The 19898-nt window shown below is 49.4% G+C and carries 19 protein-coding genes and 1 riboswitch; of the genes, 7 read left to right on the top strand and 12 right to left on the bottom strand.

Annotation, left to right across the window (positions count from 1 at the left end):
* Positions 1–31 precede the first annotated feature (31 nt).
* Positions 32–982: a nucleoside hydrolase gene (locus tag LCM10_RS08530; protein ID WP_224875813.1), complete on the top strand. Its 951-nt coding sequence runs from the start codon at positions 32–34 to the stop codon at positions 980–982.
* A gap of 119 nt (positions 983–1101) precedes the next feature.
* Here LCM10_RS08530 and LCM10_RS08525 read toward each other — a convergent pair whose 3' ends face one another.
* A complete protein-coding gene (locus LCM10_RS08525) occupies positions 1102–2196 on the bottom strand; it encodes a PQQ-dependent sugar dehydrogenase (protein WP_224875812.1) in 1095 nt (364 codons plus the stop codon).
* Positions 2197–2254: 58 nt separating this feature from the next.
* On the bottom strand, positions 2255–3124 hold the full coding sequence (locus LCM10_RS08520) for a Cof-type HAD-IIB family hydrolase (protein WP_224875811.1): 870 nt from the start codon (positions 3122–3124) through the stop codon (positions 2255–2257).
* A gap of 355 nt (positions 3125–3479) precedes the next feature.
* Here LCM10_RS08520 and LCM10_RS08515 point away from each other — a divergent pair, with 355 nt between their 5' ends.
* Positions 3480–4793, top strand: a complete 1314-nt coding sequence (locus tag LCM10_RS08515) for a short-chain fatty acid transporter (protein WP_412103382.1) — start codon at positions 3480–3482, stop codon at positions 4791–4793.
* A gap of 292 nt (positions 4794–5085) precedes the next feature.
* On the top strand, positions 5086–6465 hold the full coding sequence (locus tag LCM10_RS08510) for a YjiH family protein (protein ID WP_224875810.1): 1380 nt from the start codon (positions 5086–5088) through the stop codon (positions 6463–6465).
* A 154-nt stretch (positions 6466–6619) separates the two neighbouring features.
* Here LCM10_RS08510 and LCM10_RS08505 read toward each other — a convergent pair whose 3' ends face one another.
* The 10 genes from LCM10_RS08505 to LCM10_RS08460 form a co-directional block, all read right to left on the bottom strand.
* Positions 6620–7891, bottom strand: a complete 1272-nt coding sequence (locus tag LCM10_RS08505) for an ATP-binding protein (protein WP_224875809.1) — start codon at positions 7889–7891, stop codon at positions 6620–6622.
* A gap of 119 nt (positions 7892–8010) precedes the next feature.
* Positions 8011–8952, bottom strand: coding sequence for an L-threonine 3-dehydrogenase (locus LCM10_RS08500; protein ID WP_224875808.1), 942 nt, complete (start codon positions 8950–8952; stop codon positions 8011–8013).
* Between the two features lie 88 nt (positions 8953–9040).
* Entirely contained in the window at positions 9041–10231 is a 1191-nt protein-coding gene (locus LCM10_RS08495; RefSeq protein ID WP_224875807.1) for a glycine C-acetyltransferase, read from the bottom strand.
* 371 nt (positions 10232–10602) lie between these two features.
* Positions 10603–11022, bottom strand: coding sequence for an AhpC/TSA family protein (locus tag LCM10_RS08490; RefSeq protein WP_318247482.1), 420 nt, complete (start codon positions 11020–11022; stop codon positions 10603–10605).
* Positions 11023–11260: 238 nt separating this feature from the next.
* Positions 11261–11947 (bottom strand): DNA alkylation repair protein, encoded by a 687-nt coding sequence (locus LCM10_RS08485; RefSeq protein WP_224875806.1) that lies wholly within the window; start codon positions 11945–11947, stop codon positions 11261–11263.
* A 129-nt stretch (positions 11948–12076) separates the two neighbouring features.
* Positions 12077–12538, bottom strand: coding sequence for a DinB family protein (locus LCM10_RS08480; protein WP_224875805.1), 462 nt, complete (start codon positions 12536–12538; stop codon positions 12077–12079).
* Between the two features lie 484 nt (positions 12539–13022).
* Positions 13023–13667, bottom strand: a complete 645-nt coding sequence (locus tag LCM10_RS08475; protein WP_224875804.1) for a YczE/YyaS/YitT family protein — start codon at positions 13665–13667, stop codon at positions 13023–13025.
* Positions 13668–13905: 238 nt separating this feature from the next.
* Entirely contained in the window at positions 13906–14259 is a 354-nt protein-coding gene (locus LCM10_RS08470; RefSeq protein WP_224875803.1) for a VOC family protein, read from the bottom strand.
* Between the two features lie 19 nt (positions 14260–14278).
* A complete protein-coding gene (locus LCM10_RS08465; RefSeq protein WP_224875802.1) occupies positions 14279–15295 on the bottom strand; it encodes an S-adenosylmethionine:tRNA ribosyltransferase-isomerase in 1017 nt (338 codons plus the stop codon).
* On the bottom strand, positions 15288–16022 hold the full coding sequence (locus LCM10_RS08460) for an SDR family NAD(P)-dependent oxidoreductase (RefSeq protein ID WP_224875801.1): 735 nt from the start codon (positions 16020–16022) through the stop codon (positions 15288–15290). Before LCM10_RS08460 ends, LCM10_RS08465 begins: the two co-directional genes overlap by 8 nt.
* A gap of 194 nt (positions 16023–16216) precedes the next feature.
* A riboswitch (ZMP/ZTP riboswitch) is annotated at positions 16217–16315 on the top strand.
* Between the two features lie 94 nt (positions 16316–16409).
* Between LCM10_RS08460 and LCM10_RS08455 the strand changes: the two genes are divergently transcribed.
* The 4 genes from LCM10_RS08455 (at position 16410) to LCM10_RS08445 (ending at position 19849) form a co-directional block, all read left to right on the top strand.
* Positions 16410–17270 (top strand): bifunctional 5,10-methylenetetrahydrofolate dehydrogenase/5,10-methenyltetrahydrofolate cyclohydrolase, encoded by an 861-nt coding sequence (locus tag LCM10_RS08455; RefSeq protein WP_224876383.1) that lies wholly within the window; start codon positions 16410–16412, stop codon positions 17268–17270.
* A gap of 127 nt (positions 17271–17397) precedes the next feature.
* Complete coding sequence (locus LCM10_RS08450; RefSeq protein WP_224875800.1) at positions 17398–18936, top strand: FAD-dependent oxidoreductase; 1539 nt, start codon at positions 17398–17400, stop codon at positions 18934–18936.
* Positions 18937–19084: 148 nt separating this feature from the next.
* Positions 19085–19219 (top strand): hypothetical protein, encoded by a 135-nt coding sequence (locus tag LCM10_RS20625; RefSeq protein WP_263621444.1) that lies wholly within the window; start codon positions 19085–19087, stop codon positions 19217–19219.
* Positions 19220–19327: 108 nt separating this feature from the next.
* On the top strand, positions 19328–19849 hold the full coding sequence (locus LCM10_RS08445; protein ID WP_224875799.1) for a DinB family protein: 522 nt from the start codon (positions 19328–19330) through the stop codon (positions 19847–19849).
* Positions 19850–19898: the final 49 nt, after the last annotated feature.

Here is a 19898-nt window from a genome sequence, read left to right as displayed (position 1 = left end):
CATAGTTAATAGAGTAGGAGGTGAAAATCCAATGAAGAAAATCATCTTGTTTGCCGACACGGGTATTGATGATGCGATTGCGTTGATTTATGCGCTGAAGCATCCCCATCTTGATTTGATGGCGGTCGTTTCGGGTTTCGGGAACACGGACCGCGACCGGAGTGCCCGAAATGCGGCGTATCTATTGAAGCTTGCAGGTCGAACGGATATCCCTGTGATCACGGGGAGCAAGCGGCCGCTCAGTGGTGAGACACCGATCTTCTTTCCTGAAATCCACGGCGCAGAAGGGCTTGGTCCGATTTCTCCCCCTGCGTCACCGGAGCGGTTCAGCACCAGGACCAATTTCAGCACGCTGTTCAGGCTGCTCAAACAGCATCCCGGCGAGATCACGATCGTCAATGTGGGAAGATGCACGTCCCTCGCCATCGCCTGGTACCTTGGCCCGGACGTCATGAAGCTCGCTAAAAACACGTATCTTATGGGCGGGGCATTTTTGGAACCTGGAAACGTGACGGAAGTGGCAGAAGCAAACTTCCATGGAGATCCAATCGCTGCGGACTTTGTTTGCCAGAACGCCCCGAATCTGACCATCATCCCGCTGAACGCAACCCGAAACGCCTTATTGACTCCCGCCTTGGTTGATTTCATCGACAGCCGGGCCGTTTCCCCCCTTCAACAGATCATCAAACCGATCCTCGACTTTTACTATGAAGCTTACCAGGAGCTGGAGCCTGGAATCGAAGGCACTCCTCAGCATGATTTATCGGCTGTGATGGCAGCGCTTGAAATTCCGGGATTATTTTCGTATATGCGTAAAAAGGTGAAAGTGGAGGACAAGGATGGCTATGCAACCGGCCTTAGCATCGCGGATTTCCGTCCCGGTGTACCCCCGTGTGATGGGGCAGGCTGTGCACGGATTGCGACAGAGATGGATGCCGGCGTGTTCACGACGAATGTACTCGATATTTTGACCCGTGGCTAAGTGGACAGACGTGCATGAAAAGGAGAACCATGTTCGCAAAACCAAAGTGGAATCACAAAGATAAACACCCCCGCACCAAAAAAGCCTCTTCCATCACGATGGAAAAGGCTTTTTTCATGCTATTCTTCAAGCGTCAAGGCATTCAAATCGACCTTATACAGCTTATCATCATTCTCTTTCGGGATGCCTCGTCCGTCCGTGTTATTGGAGACGAAATACAGTGTATCCCCCTCCACCAATACGTCACGGATCCGACCAAGACCTTCGATCACACTACGTACCTCTTTCGTAGCGGGGTCGAACATCTTGACACTCTGCCCGGCAATTGATGCAAACAATAGTTTACCCCTCCAGAAATCCGCCCCTGAGGGTGCCCAGGAAGGTTCACCGGAGTGGACGAGCGGGGAAATCATCCCATCCGCCATCTCGTCTCCTTTTATGACCGGCCAGCCGTAATTCTTCCCGGCTTGGAGGAGATTCACTTCATCGTACCCGTTCGGACCGTGTTCCGTGCCGTACATCGCGCCATCTTGATCCCAGGCGAGACCTTGCGGATTACGGTGTCCGAATGAATAGACAGGGGAATCATCGAACGGATTATCCTTTGGGATGCTTCCATCCAGCTCCAGGCGGAGAATCTTGCCGCCGAGGAAGGACAGGTCCTGTGCCTTCTCCTCCTTGGTTGCGTCCCCGGTGGTGATATACAGCTTCCTGTCCGGCCCGATTTCAAGCCTTCCTCCGTGATGATACTGAACACCGCTCGGGATTTTATCGAGGAGCACATCCTTTTCCTCCCACAGGTCCCCGTTTTTCTCAAGCAGGACGACGCGATTATAAGGGGTACCGCTGTCATCCTGGTACGTATAATACGCGAAAGCCTGCTTGTTCCCATTAAAATCAGGGTGAAGGGCCAGTCCCAACAGTCCCGCTTCCGGCTGACTGGCGAGCGGCATTGAAAGGTTCACCTTCTCATCGGTCCGTTTCCCGTCTTTGACATGGACGATCCCGCCAGTCCGCTCCGTCATGTAGAAATCCTCGCCATTTTTGACGATCGACCACGGGATGGAAAGATTTTCGGCCAGCACTTCGTAATGGGATTCCCGTTTGCTGACGGATTCGCTTTTTTCTTCTTGCTGTCCTGATGCGCATGATGCCAGAATGAGAAGAAGTCCGATTGCGAAAATCGGTCTTCCTTTGCTAAAAATGGATCTCATCGGTCACCTGCTCCTTCTCTTTTTTTCATCAGTATGGACAAATCAGAGAGAATCCAACCTATTTCACGGCAGATGCAAGAGCCTCCCTGATTGCTTTCGCCACGCCGTCTTCACGGTTCAGTGCCGTCTGATAATCGCAGTACTCCTTCACTTCATCGAGGGCATTGCCCATCGCGACCGCTCTCCCGACCACCTTCATCATCGACAGGTCGTTCAGATTGTCGCCCATCGCCATGGCGTCTTCCGCTTTCAGCCCCTTATCCTTCAATAGCTTCTCAAGAGCGACGCCTTTCTGTGCCTCGATGCTGTTCACTTCAAGGTTCTCCTTACCGGATGACGTGACCGCGATCCCATCGAAGTTTGCTAGCTTGTCGTTTGCTGCCTTCAGCTGATCTTCATCAAATGAAAAGACGAGGAACTTGTAGACGAGCTGGGATTCGTCGTTGAATACACTCCCGTAATCTTCGACAAGCTTGATATGCCCTTTTTCAAAACGTTCACGGGCTACCTGCCTCACGTATTCCTCTGATACACCAGGGTTCGCGGTCTTGAAAATATCCACGATCAGCTCCATGCCCATTTCGGCATTTTCGGTATACGTCCCTTTGTCTGTATACACTTCGAAATAAATGCCCGTGTCATTCAATGCAGAGGCGATTTGCTTGGCATGGGAAGACTGGATCCCCGCCTGATAGACAATTTCCCCGGCTTTGTTCCGGACTTCCGCTCCGTTCACGCAGATGATGTCACAGGAAATACCGGCTTCCTGAAGCACATATCGGGCTTCCTCATAGGAACGTCCCGTTGCGACCATCACCTCGATGCCCCTGCTCTGTGCATCCAGGATCGCCCTTTTATTCGCTTCACTGACTTCCTGATTTTCATTCAATAATGTTCCATCCATATCGGTCGTAATGCTCGTAATCATAATCCGTCACCTTTCCTTCTGTCATGTCTTAAGTTGATTTCCTATTAGTATGGGCAATGGATGCGACGATTCATGCCCTTTTTCTACTTCGATCCGTTCTGTAGACATTGTATCAGAACGGTTCACGATTTTATAATCATACCCCCTTGGGACGCTTTTTAAGAATCCAACCATAACCTTACAAAAACGGACAGGCATTCCTTTCGTCAGACACGAATTTCAACAAAATTTGCGTTTTTGAAAGGGTTTTCACAAAACGTTATCGAAGAATAGAAATTGGGATGGTTTTATAGTGGCTCTCACCGCTCTATGCGGCGAGGGTGTATGAAAACGGAAAAACAAAGGGGGTAATCATGTGAAACCACTCATTTCATTATCAAACAGGATCATGCAAAGGTATTTGCCCGATCCGTTTCTGTTCGTCGTCATTCTGACCTTGGCTGTATTCGGGCTGGGACTCATCTTCACGGACAGCACAAGCCTGCAGATGGTCCAATTCTGGGGAGAGGGCTTCTGGGCGCTGCTTGCATTCTCCATGCAGATGGTATTGGTGCTTGTAACCGGCTATGTACTGGCAAGCAGCCCGGTCTTCAAACGGTTCCTAGGCTTTCTTGCTTCATTTGCAAAATCACCGGGTGCAGCCATTGTCATCGTCACGGTCGTCTCGATGATCGCAAGCTGGATCAATTGGGGCTTCGGGCTCGTCATCGGTGCATTGTTCGCGAAGGAACTTGCGAAGCGCGTGAAGGGTGTCGATTATCGCTTACTCATTGCGAGCGCCTATTCGGGGTTCGTGGTGTGGCACGCAGGGTTTTCGGGGTCGATACCATTATCCATCGCAACCGAGGGACATCCATTCCAGGATTTGATTGGCGTCATCCCGACCACTGACACGATCTTTGCTTCCTTCAATTTGATCATCGTTGCGGCCATCTTCATCATTTTGCCGATCACAGCGAGGTTTCTCATGCCTTCAAAGGAAGAAACGGTAACGGTCGACCCGTCGGTATTCAATGAAACGGCAGCTTCGGTTGAAGCGGGTGCCATGACGCCGGCTGAAAAAATGGAAAACAGTATGCTCCTCTCGATCGTCATCGGGATCCTTGGGATTGCATTCCTCTTCTATTATTTTGTGAACAAAGGGTTTGCCCTTAATCTTGATATCGTCAATTTCCTATTTTTATTCCTTGGGATCCTGTTCCACGGAACGCCGAAACGCTTCCTTGCCGCGGTCCAGGAGGCCATCAAAGGGGCGAGCGGGATTGTCATCCAGTTCCCTTTCTACGCCGGGATCATGGGGATGATGACCGCTTCGGGACTGGCAGCGGTCATGTCGGAAGCATTTGTATCGATTTCAAATGATGTGACGTTCTATTTCTTCGCCTTCCTCAGTGCCGGAATCGTCAATTTCTTCGTTCCGTCAGGCGGAGGCCAATGGGCGGTACAAGCACCGATCATGCTCGATGCTGCCCAAGCACTGGATGCATCGGTGGCGAAAACAGCGATGGCTGTCGCATGGGGTGACGCCTGGACGAATCTGATCCAGCCATTCTGGGCATTGCCGGCCCTGGCAATCGCAGGACTAAAGGCCAAGGACATCATGGGCTACTGTGTATTCATCCTTGTCATCAGCGGAATCGTCATCTCGCTTGGATTGTTGGTTTTATAGTTTGATGGAGAGGGTAAGGATTGAATTACGCACAACGTTTTCATCATAAGGTTCGGGTAAGGACAGGAGAGCTGGTTCGACCGCGCCTCCGTCTGGAAAAGCGGAACTGATCCGGCCAATAGTCTCATCACCCACCCGCGTATTCCTTAGCCTTGCAGGAACCAGCTGAGAAAGTTGAAAAACGGAAAACGCTTACCCGGCCAAAGGAAGAAATTCCAGCTGGACAAACTTATATGTATACATTAAAATGAATAATGTTTCATTCAAGCATACTAATCATCAGAGGTGAATCATGAAACAGCAACTGCAAGAACAACAACCACAACACTATCCGCTTGTTAGTCATTTACGATTTTTGATTCCATCATTAATAGGAATTTTTCTATTCATCATACCGATCCCACAGGAAGACGGGATCACGATTCCGATCGCCATCTTATCAGGGTGGCTGCAGGATAATATCGGTACCTACGTGCCGGCGATCATGACCGTCCTGATTGCCCTGACCGTCATCGGGACGTTCATTACGAAAGCATTCCATCCGGAAGCGATTAAGAAATCGCCATTTTTCTATAACCTTTTCAATGTACCGATGGTCTGGGTGGCAGTAAGGGTCCTCGGGGCAGTGTATGCGATCATGACCCTATTCAAGCTTGGTCCTGAGTGGGTATGGTCCGATGCGACCGGAGGACTTCTCCTGAGTTCTGAAGGACTTCTCACGATTTTGTTCTCGGTGTTTTTATTCGCGGGATTATTCCTGCCTTTACTATTAAACTTCGGATTGTTGGAATTATTCGGGGCGTTACTGACAAAGGTGATGAGACCGTTGTTCGGTCTGCCTGGACGCTCTTCCATCGACTGCCTTGCTTCATGGCTCGGTGACGGGACGATCGGTGTCCTCCTTACAAACAAGCAATACGAAGAAGGGTACTACACGAAAAAAGAAGCAGCCATCATCGGGACGACATTCTCGGTCGTGTCGATCACGTTCAGCCTTGTCGTCATTTCCGAGGTGGGACTCGACAAGTATTTCATCCCGTTTTACCTGACAGTCGCAGCATCTGGCTTGATTGCAGCCATCATCTTGCCGCGCATCCCGCCACTATCCCGTAAACCTGATACGTACTACAACGATCAGGAAGGGAAAGATACGATGGAAGTCATCCCTGAAGGCTATACTCGCTTCGGTTACGGTTACAAATCAGCACTTGTACAAGCAAAACAAAACAATAGCGTATCGAAATTCATCACCGATGGAATGAAGAACGTACTCGATATGTGGATGGGGGTCGCCCCGATCGTCATGGCGATCGGTACGACTGCACTGATTGTCGCAGAGAACACGCCATTCTTCGAGTGGATCGGCATGCCGTTCATTCCGATCCTTGAGCTCTTGCAGGTTCCTGAAGCAACGGCAGCATCCAAATCGATCCTTGTCGGTTTCGCCGATATGTTCCTACCTGCCATCTTTGGAGGCGGGATTGAAAGTGAACTGACTCGCTTCGTCATCGCGTCCCTATCGGTGACACAGTTGATTTACATGTCCGAGGTCGGTGGATTATTGCTAGGTTCCAAGATTCCTGTTGATTTCAAGGACCTTGTCATCATCTTCTTGCAACGTACATTCTTGACGCTGTTGGTCATCGTCGCGATTGCACATATGATTTTTTAATGAAGAAACCGGATTCCTTAGAGGGATCCGGTTTTTTGTAGGTTTTAATAAAGTCGTTGCATCATCCAAAAGAGCAAACCTCCCTCAGTAAGGTACGCCCCTTTATCGAACCTAAAAAAACTGACGCATGGATATGCGCCAGTCTTCCAACCCTCTATTCAACTTCCCTCCAGCGTGGTAGCCTGACATCCACCCTTGTGCCTTTACCGACTTCGGATTCGATGTGAAGGCGTCCCTTGTGGTCCTCCACAATTTTCTGGCTGATCGTCAAGCCGAGTCCCATCCCTTTTTCCTTCAGTGTGAAAAAGGGTTCGCCGAGCCTTTTCAGCCGATCCGGCGGGATTCCTTCACCTTGGTCGACAACCGAGATGGTGATATGTGTGTCGCTTACGGTCGATTCGATCATGATGTCCCCTTCGGTCATCGCATCGATGGCATTCTTGACGATGTTGATCAGCACCTGGATGATCTGGTTGCGATCACCGTGCACGTGCATCGCTGTTTCCGGTTGTTCCCTGTGGATGTTGATCCCGTTCATGAGCGCTTCATGCCCCATCACCTTGATGATGTAATCGAGGACGTCCCTCATGTCGAATGGCTCGAATTCCCTCATTTGCGGTTTGGACAGGATCAGGAGCTCACCAACGATTTGGTTGATGCGATCCATCTCAGACGACATGACCGTCAAATAATTTTGTGCCACATGCTCATTCTCCTCAAGGAGCTGGATGAACCCTTTGATGCTCGTGAGTGGATTTCTGATTTCATGGGCGATCCCAGCCGCCAGCTCGCCGACGACAGATAGCTTTTCTTTCCTCAATAGCATCTCCTCGGCCAGTTTTTGCTGGGTGATGTCTCGGCCGATGATGACGAGCCCTTGCCTGTTTTGTTCTTCATCGAATAAGGGGACCTTGATGACATCGAACGTCTTGAATTCACCACTCGGAATATAAAAGCCTTCCTCACATCTCGTCATGCCCCCAGCCTTCCATGTTTCTTCATCCGACTCTATGCAATAGTCAAAGGCATCCTTGAAAAATGGGACGAGTTCACCCAGTTCCCGATCGGTTTTTCCAAGGTAGTCTATATGTTCGAGGTTATAGAGCTCCCGGCCAAATTGATTGACCTTCTGCCAGCGACCTTCCCCGTCCTTGAAGCAGATGAAATCAGGCAGTGCATGGAGAAGGGTGGATAGCTGACTTTCTTCTCCCATCACATGATGGTACTCCGAGAACAAGGTCTTCGTTGACCTTTTCACCCTCACCAGAAAGACAACCCCGACGATCATGATCAGTATGGAAAAAGCAATGCTCCAAGGCCGTGGCAAGAAGAGCACGACGAGTACTTGCAGCAGGAACAGCATGCAAATGAGTGCCACCGGAATATTGTATTGTTGAAATGTGGATTGCAGCTTTTTCTCGTTCATGACGCCACCTGTACGACCCTTTTCTTTCTATCGTACCACAAGGACGAATGTACTGGAAAACTTTCCTGAAAAAACAGAAAAAGACTGATCCCTACATAAAGGAATCAGTCTTCAATGGATTACTTCGCTTTTAATTTTTCCAGCATATCCGCGGTCATTTTAGCAAGGTCATAGTCTGCCTTGAAGCCCCACTCGGCTTTTGCCGCACTTGAATCGATCGCATCCGGCCAGCTTTCCGCGATTGCCTGGCGGACAGGGTCGACATCGTAGTCGAGCTTGAAGTCCGGTTGATGGACGCGAATTGCCGCCGCCACATCTTCAGGTGCGATGCTCATCGCGGACACATTGAATGAGTTGCGGTGCTCGAGCTTCGATGGATCAGCTTCCATCAGGTCGATGATCGCTTGAAGCGCATCCGGCATGTACATCATGTCCATGTACGTACCTTCACCGATATAAGATGTATATGCATTGTTCTTGATTGCTTCGTAATAGATTTCGACCGCGTAATCCGTCGTTCCTCCGCCTGGAAGGGTTTCATAGGAAATCAATCCAGGGAAGCGCAGTCCTCTTGTATCCACGCCGAATTTTTGGAAGTAGTAATCGGAAAGAAGCTCACCCGATACTTTATTCACACCGTACATCGTCGTCGGACGCATAATCGTATCCTGTGGTGTCTTATCCTTAGGCGTCGTCGGTCCGAAAGCACCAATCGAGCTAGGCGTAAAGAACTGACAATCCAATTCCCTTGCCGTTTCAAGGGCATTCACCAATCCGCCCATATTCAGGTTCCACGCAAGAAGCGGTTTCTTCTCTGCGGTCGCCGATAATAAAGCGGCAAGGTGGATGATCGTGTCGACGTTGTTCTTTTTCGCGATATCAAACATTTTCTCTGCATCCGTCACGTCCAGCTTTTCGAAAGGACCGTTATGGACCACATGGCTGTCCGTTTCACGGATATCCGTTGCAATGACATTGTCTGAGCCATACACGCTTCTAAGCTTCGCGGTCAGCTCAGAACCGATTTGTCCTAAAGCTCCTGTTAGTAGAATCTTTTTCATACCTTTTCCTCCTGCTAAGAAAGCACCCAGCCGAGTAAACAACACTCGTTCACGCCGGCACGGTACCGTAGATATTCATTCGTCTATGTTAGATGATACCCATTTCTTTTCCGACTTTCTCATATGCGGCCACCGCTTGGTCAAGCATCTCTTTCGTATGAGCAGCCGATGGCATATTCCTCACACGGCCAGTTCCACGAGGGACGGTCGGGAATACGATCGATTTCGCATATACGCCTTCTTCGTACAGACGCTTACTGAAGTCCTGGGTCGCCTTTTCTTCTCCGATGATGACCGGTGTGATCGGTGTTTCACTGTTCCCGATATCAAAGCCAAGCTTTTTAAGCTCTTCTTTCAAGTACGCACTATTTTCCCACATCTTATCCTGAAGCTCCGTGCTGTTCATCAGAAGGTCGAGCGCTTCCGTACAAGCCGTCACGTCCGCAGGTGTTAAAGAAGTGGAGAACAAGAATGGACGGGAACGTACTTTCAGCCAGTCGATCAGGTTCTGTGTACCTGCCACATATCCGCCGACTACCCCGATCGCTTTCGAAAGGGTACCCATTTGGAAATCGACTTTGTCCTGAAGTCCGAAGTGCTTCACCGTTCCAGCACCTTTGCCTAGGACACCAGATCCGTGAGCATCGTCCACATAGGTCATCATGTCGAATTCTTCCGCAATCTCTACGATTTCAGGAAGCTTACATACGTCTCCATCCATCGAGAAGACACCGTCCGTGATGATCATGATCTTATTGTATTGGCCCGATTCCTTCGCTTCCTTCGCCTTTGCACGAAGGTCCTCCATATCGGAATGGTTGAAACGGATGATTTTTGCCCTTGATAGACGGCAGCCGTCGATGATCGAGGCATGATTCAGTTCGTCTGACAGGATCGCATCATTTTTGTCCATGACCGCTGAAATCGCCGCCATATTACAGTTGAATCCGGACTGATAAGCGATGGCCGCTTCGGTTCCCTTGAATTTCGCAAGCTTTTCTTCAAGGTTCACGTGCAAATCAAGCGTACCGTTGATCGTACGTACGGCACCCGCACCGACACCGTACTCCTTGACTGCTTCGATCGCCACCTTTTTCAGGCGTTCATCTGTTGCAAGCCCGAGGTAGTTATTTGAAGACAGGTTCACAAGCTTCTTTCCTTTGATCGTGATGACCGGCCCGTTCGCCCCTTCTAGCGGATCGATTTCATTGTAAAGTCCGCGGGATTTCAGATCTTCGAGGTTTTCTTGTAAAAATGAATCAAGTGTTTTACTTGTCATGGGTACATCCTCCTTTTATGTAAGCGCTTTATAAACAATTGTCCACTCCAAAAATACAGTTAAAATCAGATATTTCTTTATATTTCCTTGTTTTTAATCTACTTCTTAGTTTAACATGTTTTTTCGAGATGGACAAAAAATTTTCACTCTTTTTAGTGTTCCCGATAGAAGGGAAAAAGTACGGAATTTCTTTTTAATTGCGGTTTTAGGAAGTTTTTTCGCGAAGGACTTCGCTATACGCCTGTAGCACGTGAACAACAGGGGATCTATCCCTTTGAAGGGCTAACATGACCTATTAAAAAGACGACCCTGATCCATTTGCATCAGGGCCGCCTTCTATGAGTTGTCATTATGACAGGGTTACAACTTCTTTATAAATCAGAATCGATTTTTTCCAACAAAGTATCGATGCTCGCATGATCCTCTGGCGATTCGTCAATGTGCTTCCATACAACTTTCCCTTTTTCATTGAAAAGGAGGGTCGCTCCCTGGATATAGACGTCCTGGGTTTTCATCGATTTCTGGACGAATTGTTTCTGTTTGCTATCATCGGGAAAGAAGTTCTTCACTTTTCCTGTCACAAATCCAAGTAACGCCATGCTCAATAGCTTCCATTTCGGCATCGTGACGGTGCCTGCCTTCTTGTATCCTGTACGGGTCGGATCACCGTAGATCGTAAATGGGAACGGGCCGAATTGTTCAAGGAACTGGGAAACAAAGCTTCCTTTCGATGGCGCGATCACAATCAGCTGGATTTCTCTTCTTTCAAATTCTTCGACGCGCTCACGCAACTGCGTGAGGTAATTCCTGCAAATCGGTCAGCCGAGGTGGCGGACAAAGATGACGGCCGACTGCTTATCTTGAAGAAGCGTGTTGATGTTGACTTCTTCTTGCGAGTCGGGACGCTCGAGCGTAAAGTCCATGATCATGACCTCCTAATCGTTGTAATCACATCATACCCAAAGTGTCGTCATACATTCAAAGCATACGGTTTGGCCGACTCTCTGCACCGCAAAAAAACGAAGGCGTTCATCCCTTCGCTTTTTCGAGTCTATTAATATGCTTCAATCCTTCGCGCTTGCTGAGCGGGGCGAGCGATTCCCTTTCGATGAAGTTCTGAACAGCATCGGGATTCGTTTTAGAGTACTCCCTCAATGCCCATCCGATCGCTTTTTGGATGAAGAACTCCTTCGATTCATTGTGCATGAGGATGTACCTGAACAGCCGTTCTTGATCCGTCTTGTCTTTGTACCTCAATTGGTGAAGGATCGCCGTCCGGTTCAACCAGAAATCCTCGGCACGGACCCACTTTTCAAGGTAGTCATCCGCATTTTCCTTCTCATGGATCCTGCCAACCAAATGCGGGGAAATATGATCGATCGTATCCCACCACGATTTTGCCAGGATGATTTCTTCCATCAGGGGCAGATGCTCTCTTGTCAGATACCGCGCTTGCTTGTCCATCAGATTCATGGCAGCGTATTGACACTCACGCTGCGGCTCCTTCCACAAGGAACGGACAATGTCCGGCAGCTCTTCGACAGGCGGCTTGCCGTTTTCCTTCAGGAATTCCCTGATGACGACCGTCCTTTCAGGCGTCTTGATGCCAAAAAACGCAAACTGATTTCGCATATACTGCTCCATCGCTTCGCGGTTTTCCTCGTTCCGGTGCTCCCTCAAGGCCGAAACCAATCGGTCTGCATAGTCATGACCCATTCTGCTTCTCCTCCTTTTCATTGCATTCGAAACAAGTGACCCTTCCCCCGTCCGTTTTTACACCGTTGAAAAAACCATCCAGGCAAAAAATCGGTTTCAGGCAAACGTCACAGTTCGCTACAAACTCCTTCATCCCTGTTCCCTTACATAATAAATATAATCAGTCGATACACTTCTCTCACCCAACTGCCAGAGCATCGCCGCGATGTTGCCGCGATGATACGTACCATGATTCACGAGGTGATGGAGGATCTCCCTTCTCGTATTCTTGAATGCCTCGCCATTCGACGTTGTGTAGTTCACGGAAACAAGCTCATCCGACATGTCACTGAGCCAGTCCAATATCTCTTTATGCAAATCGGAAAAATCAATCTCACATTCCCCGACGGTCTCGAACATGTGCTTCTTAAGGGGAACCTGCTCCCCCTTCAGCCTCGAAAACCACAAGGCATCGACTTCATAGAGATGAAAAAGTGTCCGTTCCACTGATGGAAACACGCTTCTGATCTCTTTATGGAAAATGTCCCCCGGCAGTGTCTTCAAATGCCCCAACAACTTTTCCGTGGCCCACACATGATACGCAAATTCCATATTCCACCCACTCCTTTTTATTAGTAGTTCGATCCAAGTGGGGGAAATTCCTTTTTCAAAAGAGGGACGGGGGGACAGGTACCGTGACCCGTTTTTTGATTGTACTCCTTCCGCTTCTGGCACTCCATCCGAAATCGAGGGCCGGTAAAAAGCCATCAATCTACTAAAAAGTGCTACTAGACAATTATTTTAGGCCCGTTTCGATCGATTAAGTGCTTTTCACCATCAAAAATGATGCTTAGGACCACAAAACCAATGATCAATGGACAAAATTGAGGGGGGATATGATCAATGATCAGGACTTATTATCAAAAACAAGACTTTTATTATCAAAGATCAAATTTTATTATCAAAACCGAGGCTCTTATTATCAAAACTCAAATTTTATTATCAAAACCGAGGCTCTTATTATCAAAAACCTAAATATATTATCAAAACCAAACCCTTCATCATCAATCCCCAAAAACAGAAAAAAACAATCCCCTCAACTTGCCAGGGGATTGTTTCTTTTTGAAAATGGTTTTGATAGGACGTACTCAAGGAGCCTTTTGCTCTGCGGCAGGGAGACTCCTACAATCGAGCCGAGGCCGAGCGCGATGACGACGGTTCCGATCCCGACCGGTCCACCGAGCATCCAGCCGAGGATGAAGACGAGGATTTCCATCCCGTTCCTCACCCATTGGACCTTCCAGCCCGTCTTTTCGACGATGAGGAGCATGAGGCTGTCCCTCGGACCTGCCCCTAGACCAGCCGATACATACAGTCCGACTCCATACCCCAATACGATGATCCCGACTGCGAACACAATCGCTTGTGCGAAGAGGGACTCTGGGTCTGGGATAAGAAAATTGAATACATCTATGAAAATACCAATGAAAAACATATTTAAAAATGCGCCGATCTTCGGGAATGACCTTGTGCCGATGCCGGTGACCAGCAGGATGACGAATCCGGCAATGATGGACCATGTGCCGATCGTGAGACCAAGCTGTTTGAACAGTCCGTAATGAAACACATCCCAAGGGCCGATTCCGAGGTCTTTTCCTTTGATCGTCAACGTAATCCCAAGGGCGAGCACAAGCAAGCCGACAAAGAAAAACGTCCAGCGAATCACGAATTCTCGTTTCATGAAAATCCCTTCCCAATCTGTATAGATTCCTTTATACTCGGATAACTTTAACACAGATAGGGGAACAAAAAAATTTCATAAAACCGATCGGGTTGGTGAGGTATTTCATCGGTGTTGGACACTAACTTCCGTCGCTCAGTAGACTGCCGCCTCCTCAATCTTTACTGTCAGTTAGAAAGCGCATGGATCATCCGGTTCCCACAAACGAACCCGAACTGACATTCACACTACAAATCATTCACTCAACCATAATCAGCTCAATCACTTCCCGGTCCGGCCCCTCGTAAAAAACCGCCTTCCAACCGTTTGGAAGATGGATCGGCCCTTCGACCGGTTGCACGCCTTCACCTGAGATCCGTTCCATCTCACCTTCCAGGTCATCCACTTCCAAAGCGAAATGGATACGGGATGGAGAAGGGGCAGGATCAAGATCCTCAATCAGTTCAAGCCACTCTCCATCTTTTTGTAAAAATAAGATCTTTTCAACCCCTATGACAGTTGAAAATCCCTCTTTAAAGCCAAATACACGTTTATAAAATTCCTTGGACTCTTCAAGGCTGCGGACATTGATCCCGATGTGGTGATGATTCATTTTAAGCCCCCGCCCCCCATTATAAAATCAGGTTCATATCGCCGAACTCATGCCACAAGTACCCCATCCTCATCGCGTGGCGGTATGCCCCGAACAGGTGCTCATCACGAACGAAGGCGCGCAGGAGGTCGAGGTGGCTCGCCTCCGGTTCATGAAGGCCCGTGATCAAGCCATCCACGACGCGGAGGGGCGTATCCTTTGTGATATAGGTATTGGTCACGCCGGCGTCTGCGACGATCTCTCCCTGGTGGTTTGCCGCCACGGTCTCAAGGGTGCGGACGACCGTCGTCCCAACCGCAATCACCCTGTTTCCTTCCTTTTTCGCCTTCAGGATGGCATCTGCCGTCTCCTGCGGGAGGTGGTATGCCTCAGGGTGGTTCACCGGGTTCGGCCATATATCGTTGCCGTAATAACTGAGTCCCGCATGCAGCTGAAGTGAAACGACAACGACCCCTTCCCTTCTAAGACGTGAAATCAGTTCCCATGTAAACGCCCGCCCGGCAGAGGCCATTTCGACTGAGCCCGGGACCGACCCATACACATTCTGGTAGAATTCGAGCGGCCACGGCTCTTCGATGTATTCATAGCGGATGGGCTGCCCATTTTGAAAAAGGAAATCAAAGAACCGAGGACCTTCTACATTGAAAGCCAGTCGGACGAGTGGCACTTCACTGCCTTTCCCCGACATGGAGGCAATGACCCCGTCCCCGAATGAGATTGGCGTGTGTGCATCGAACATCGATCCGATCACCAACGCGTCCCATTCATGAGGGTTCACCATTCTCGACAATCGGACCTCCAGCTTCCGATTGCCTTGTTTCCCCTGAAGCGATGCCGGGATCGTCCTGCTGTTATTCACGACCAGGACGTCCCCTTTCTTCAATTGTGACGGCAGCTCATCAAACCGGTTATGCCGACAGGCCCCACTCCTTCTGTTCAATACCATCAGCCTGACTTCATCCCTTTTCTTTCCCGTCAGTTCGATGGGCGCTTGCGCATTCAGGTGGGACGGAATTTCAAATAACGCGTCATTCATGATCCTCACCCCGACTCCACTGAAATGCCTGTGCTTCAAAACGCCTTCCCGAAACATCGGAAGAAGCGTCCGAGGCAAGATAAAGGAAGATATCCAGATGATCACCCGGATCGGCGAGAGGGTAATCACAGTCCGGGACGGCCCGATCATGCATGCTGGTGTCCATTTCACCAGGGTCCACCATGTTCACCCGTACGCCGGTTTCCTGAAGCTCATCCGCCCACGTCTGAGTAAGTCCTTCTACAGCAAACTTCGATATTCCGTATGCACCCCACTCGGCAAAACCGGTTTTCCCCGCTTCAGACGTCAAATTGATGATCGAGCCTTCCTTTCTCATCAGCATCCCCCGCAACACGCGCTTCGTGACGATGAAGGGGTTGAACGCGTTCACTTTCAGCACGTCCATGAAATCCTCTTCCGGGTAATCCGCCAAAAGCCTCGGCCCCGGTCCGAAGATGGACGCATTGTTGATCAATACATCGATCTTGCCGTAATTCTCCTCCGCGATTGATACAAACCGATCGACATCCCCCGGTACGGATACATCGGCGGTGACGGCGACCACCTCCGCACCGAGATCACGGAGCTCCTCTTCAACCTGTTTGAGCGGCGTTCCATTCCGTGCACAAATGGCAAGCTTCGCCCCTTCTTTTGCAAATCGCAGTGCCAGTTGCTTCCCAAGCCCTTTCGACGCTCCTGTGATCATTACAACTTTCACGTTTTCCATCTTTTATTCCTCCCGTTTTGTTTTCTTGCTTCATTGTATGAGAACGGATCATCATGCAAATCGGCAATAAGGGAGGAAACGGACTAGAAAATATGACCGGTATTCGTTTCAGACTTATAGAGTAGACCCTTCACAAACACGAACATTAACACTAGATATTTTATTTATATTCGTGTTATACTGAAATCGAACTTAATTATAGCAGTGACTGGCGAAAACGTGGATGTAACCACAAGGGAGCTGCGACTTACGATTTAGCATCAGCCATTATGCCGTTCGCCTGGGCAGGGGGCAAGGGTCTTCGTATGCCCTTGTCTCTTTTTTATTAGGCTCTTCGATCAGTGTTTGACTTCAGGGAATAACAGCCTTTTACCATTTACAGGAGGGATTGCAGTGGAACCATTGATTCTAGACGGAAAAAGAGTAGCGACAGAAGTGAAGGATCGTTTGAAGTTGAGAGTATCTGCCCTAAAGGAAAACGGGATCACGCCATGCCTGGCCACCGTGCTTGTCGGCGATGACCCTTCATCGGAAACGTATGTGAAAATGAAAGGGAATGCCTGTCAGAAAATCGGGATGGAGTCCCGCAGGATTCACCTTCCAAAGGAAACGACTACAACCGAATTACTGAAAGTACTGAACGAATTGAATGACGATGAGGATGTACACGGCATCCTGCTTCAGCACCCAGTCCCTAAACATATCGACGAGCGCGCGGCCTTCGAAGCGATCGCCATCGATAAGGACGTCGATGGCGTGACGAGCCTTGGCTTCGGACAGACATCCTTCGGGTTCGGGGAGTATCCATCATGTACACCTGCAGCCATCATGAGTATCATTGATTTTTACGATGTATCCGTTGAAGGGAAGCATGCCGTCGTGATCGGCAGAAGCCCGATACTCGGCAAGCCGGTATCCATGATGCTGTTGAACCGCAATGCTACCGTCACGACCTGTCATTCATACACCGAGAACCTTGCGGAAATCGTATCGCAGGCCGATATCGTAGTGGCCGCAGTAGGAAAGCCCAACTTCATCCAGGGCGATTGGGTGAAGGAAGGTGCCGTCATCCTTGATGCCGGATATAATAAAGGGAACGTTGGCGATGTCGATTACGAATCCTGCTACGAAAAAGCGGGAGCGATCACACCTGTTCCTGGAGGGGTCGGACCTGTCACGATCTCCATGCTATTGAAGCAAACGGTCGATTCTGCAGAGAAAACAGCCAGCCTTCTTCAAAAGGCTTAACTGAACGGACCTAAGAGATTATCCCTGATTGGGGTAATCTCTTTTTTGTTTCTTTTCCATTTTCATGCTAAATTCTCTCCCTTTGGGAAAAATTATGAAGAAATAGGAAGTGAAAAGGAGAAGATTCATGGATACTCAGCATCAAGCATTCAATCAAGCACCCGAGCCCCTGTGGCGTGAAACCGTTCAGCTTCCCACATTCCCGAAGCTCTCTGAGAACATCAAACCCGATGTGACCGTCGTGGGCGGCGGGATTGCCGGGATCACGACTGCCCATTTGCTTTCAACGGGCGGAAAAAAGGTGGCACTGATCGATGCCGGGCGGCTCCTGAACGGGACTACGGGCCATACAACCGCTAAAATCACGGCCCAGCACGGCCTCATTTACGATGAACTGATCAATCATTTCGGAGAGGAATTCACGAAGAGCTACTTCGAAGGAAACAGCAAAGCCCTCTCCTTCATGGAGGGTACGATCGAATCCGGTCAAATCGACTGTGACTATCAAGTGCAGGACGCCTACCTCTATTCAACTACGGACATGTATAAAAAGAAAATCGAGAAAGAGTTTGAAGCCTATCAAAAGCTCGGGATCGATAGTGAACTGGTCGAAGCGCTGCCGATCGATCTCCCGGTGAAGAACGCCGTCGTAATGAAGAAGCAGGCGCAATTTCATCCCCTGAAATACTTCAAGGTATTGATCGATGGCATCATCAATAACGGCGGACAAATTTTCGAAGGGACGCTCGCCACCACCATCAATGAAAACGACAGGACCCAGGTTGTGACGGAAGATGGGTATCACCTGGACAGTGAGTACGTTGTGATTGCGACTCACTTCCCTTTTTATGATGGGATGGGCGTTTATTTTGCCCGTATGAAGGCTGACCGGTCCTATACGATCGCCGCGAAGACCAGAAAGACGTTCCCTGGGGGGATGTATCTGAGTGCCGAAGACCCGACGCGATCCCTCCGATCAACGTTCGGTGCTGACGGGGAGGAATTGGTTCTGATCGGGGGCGACAACCATAAAACAGGGCAGGGAACGGATACGATGAACCATTACCGAGCGCTCGAAGACTTTGGGAATGATGTGTTCGGAATCGACGAAATCAAGCATCACTGGTCCGCACAGGACCTCATCACAATCGATAAAATCCCATACATCGGACCCCTGACCGAGAAACACCCTTCCATCCTTGTTGCCACGGGGTTCAGGAAATGGGGGATGACGCTCGGGACACTTGCTGGTCAGATCCTGTCAGACCATATACTCGGCAATCACAATCTCTATAGGGACCTCTTCAAGCCATCACGCTTCAAGGCAGACCCGGGCATCAAGCACCTGGCGAAGGAAAATGCCAATGTTGCCGCACAGCTCATAAAAGGAAAGCTCGATATGCCGACGAAGAGAGCAGAAGATCTGAAGAAAGGCGAAGGGGCCGTCATCCTGGTGAACGGCAAGCGATGCGGGGGATATCGGGATGAAAACGGAAAGCTGTCCATCGTCGATACGACCTGCACCCACTTAGGGTGTGAATGCGCCTGGAACCACGGCGACCGGACGTGGGATTGTCCTTGCCATGGCTCCAGGTTCGCAACCGACGGGTCCGTGATTGAAGGACCCGCCAAAAAGCCTCTCAGCACGGTCGATGCCAAGGAGTAGCAAATCAACAATATAGCCCGGGAAATATCGCGGATTCTCACGGAATATGTCATGTTTTGGCGGTTCCCTGGCAAAGAAATGAAGGAATACTTCATCATGAAAGTCCCCACACTATAAAGGCAAGAGTATTCACTTAGGAGGGGAAAGCATGGGCCGTAAAAAACAGGGTAACCATAACGCACAGGCGAACACCAACGCCAAAAGAGGGAATCGTACAAGCTCCGAGTTGGTGGAATTCACAACCGGAGACGCAAAACCTCAGAAGAACCGTCCTCAAGACTAAACTCTTACACAAAGAACCCTTGAATGTTCAGGGGTTCTTTTTTTGAAGGAAAGAGCCCCCCTTCTATCGAATACAAGGAATGAGATTCTTTATAGGGGGTATGGATTCATGCAAGAAAACGTACTGTTTCAACAATTGTCATTCATCCGGATGCGCACCTTGGCCCTGTTGGATGCAACAACCGAAGAAAAAGCGGACGACATGCCAGATGGATTCCGCAACTCGATTCGCTGGAACCTCGGTCACATCCTTTTTTCACACGAAAATCTCCTGTATTCATTTTTAGGGGAACAAGAAAAGAAAGCACTCCCCGATCACTATGGCAAGCTGTTCGGCTACGGGACGAGCCCACTCACCTGGAAAGAAGAGCAGCTGACTCCGCCTTCACTGTCAGAACTACGGGAATTGCTTGAAGAGCAACCGAAACGGATCGAGAACGTATTTTCAGGTCGCCTTGACGAAGAGGGGGAAAAGCCATTCAACCTTGGAGTGGTCACCTTGACGACCCTCGGGGATGTCTTCGCATTCGTCAATTGGCATGAAGGCCTTCACCAGGGGACCATCACGTCCATCAAGCGGTGCCAGGGAATTCAGGATCTGTTTGAAAAAGTCGAAGAAAACGTATCGTGATCCATAGAAAAAAAACGTGCTCGCCATATCGGTTGCGACCACGTTTTTT

The organism is Rossellomorea aquimaris, assembly GCF_020171925.1.
Taxonomy (GTDB): Bacteria; Bacillota; Bacilli; order Bacillales; family Bacillaceae_B; genus Rossellomorea; species Rossellomorea aquimaris_F.
This window is presented reverse-complemented; position numbering and strand designations above follow the sequence as displayed.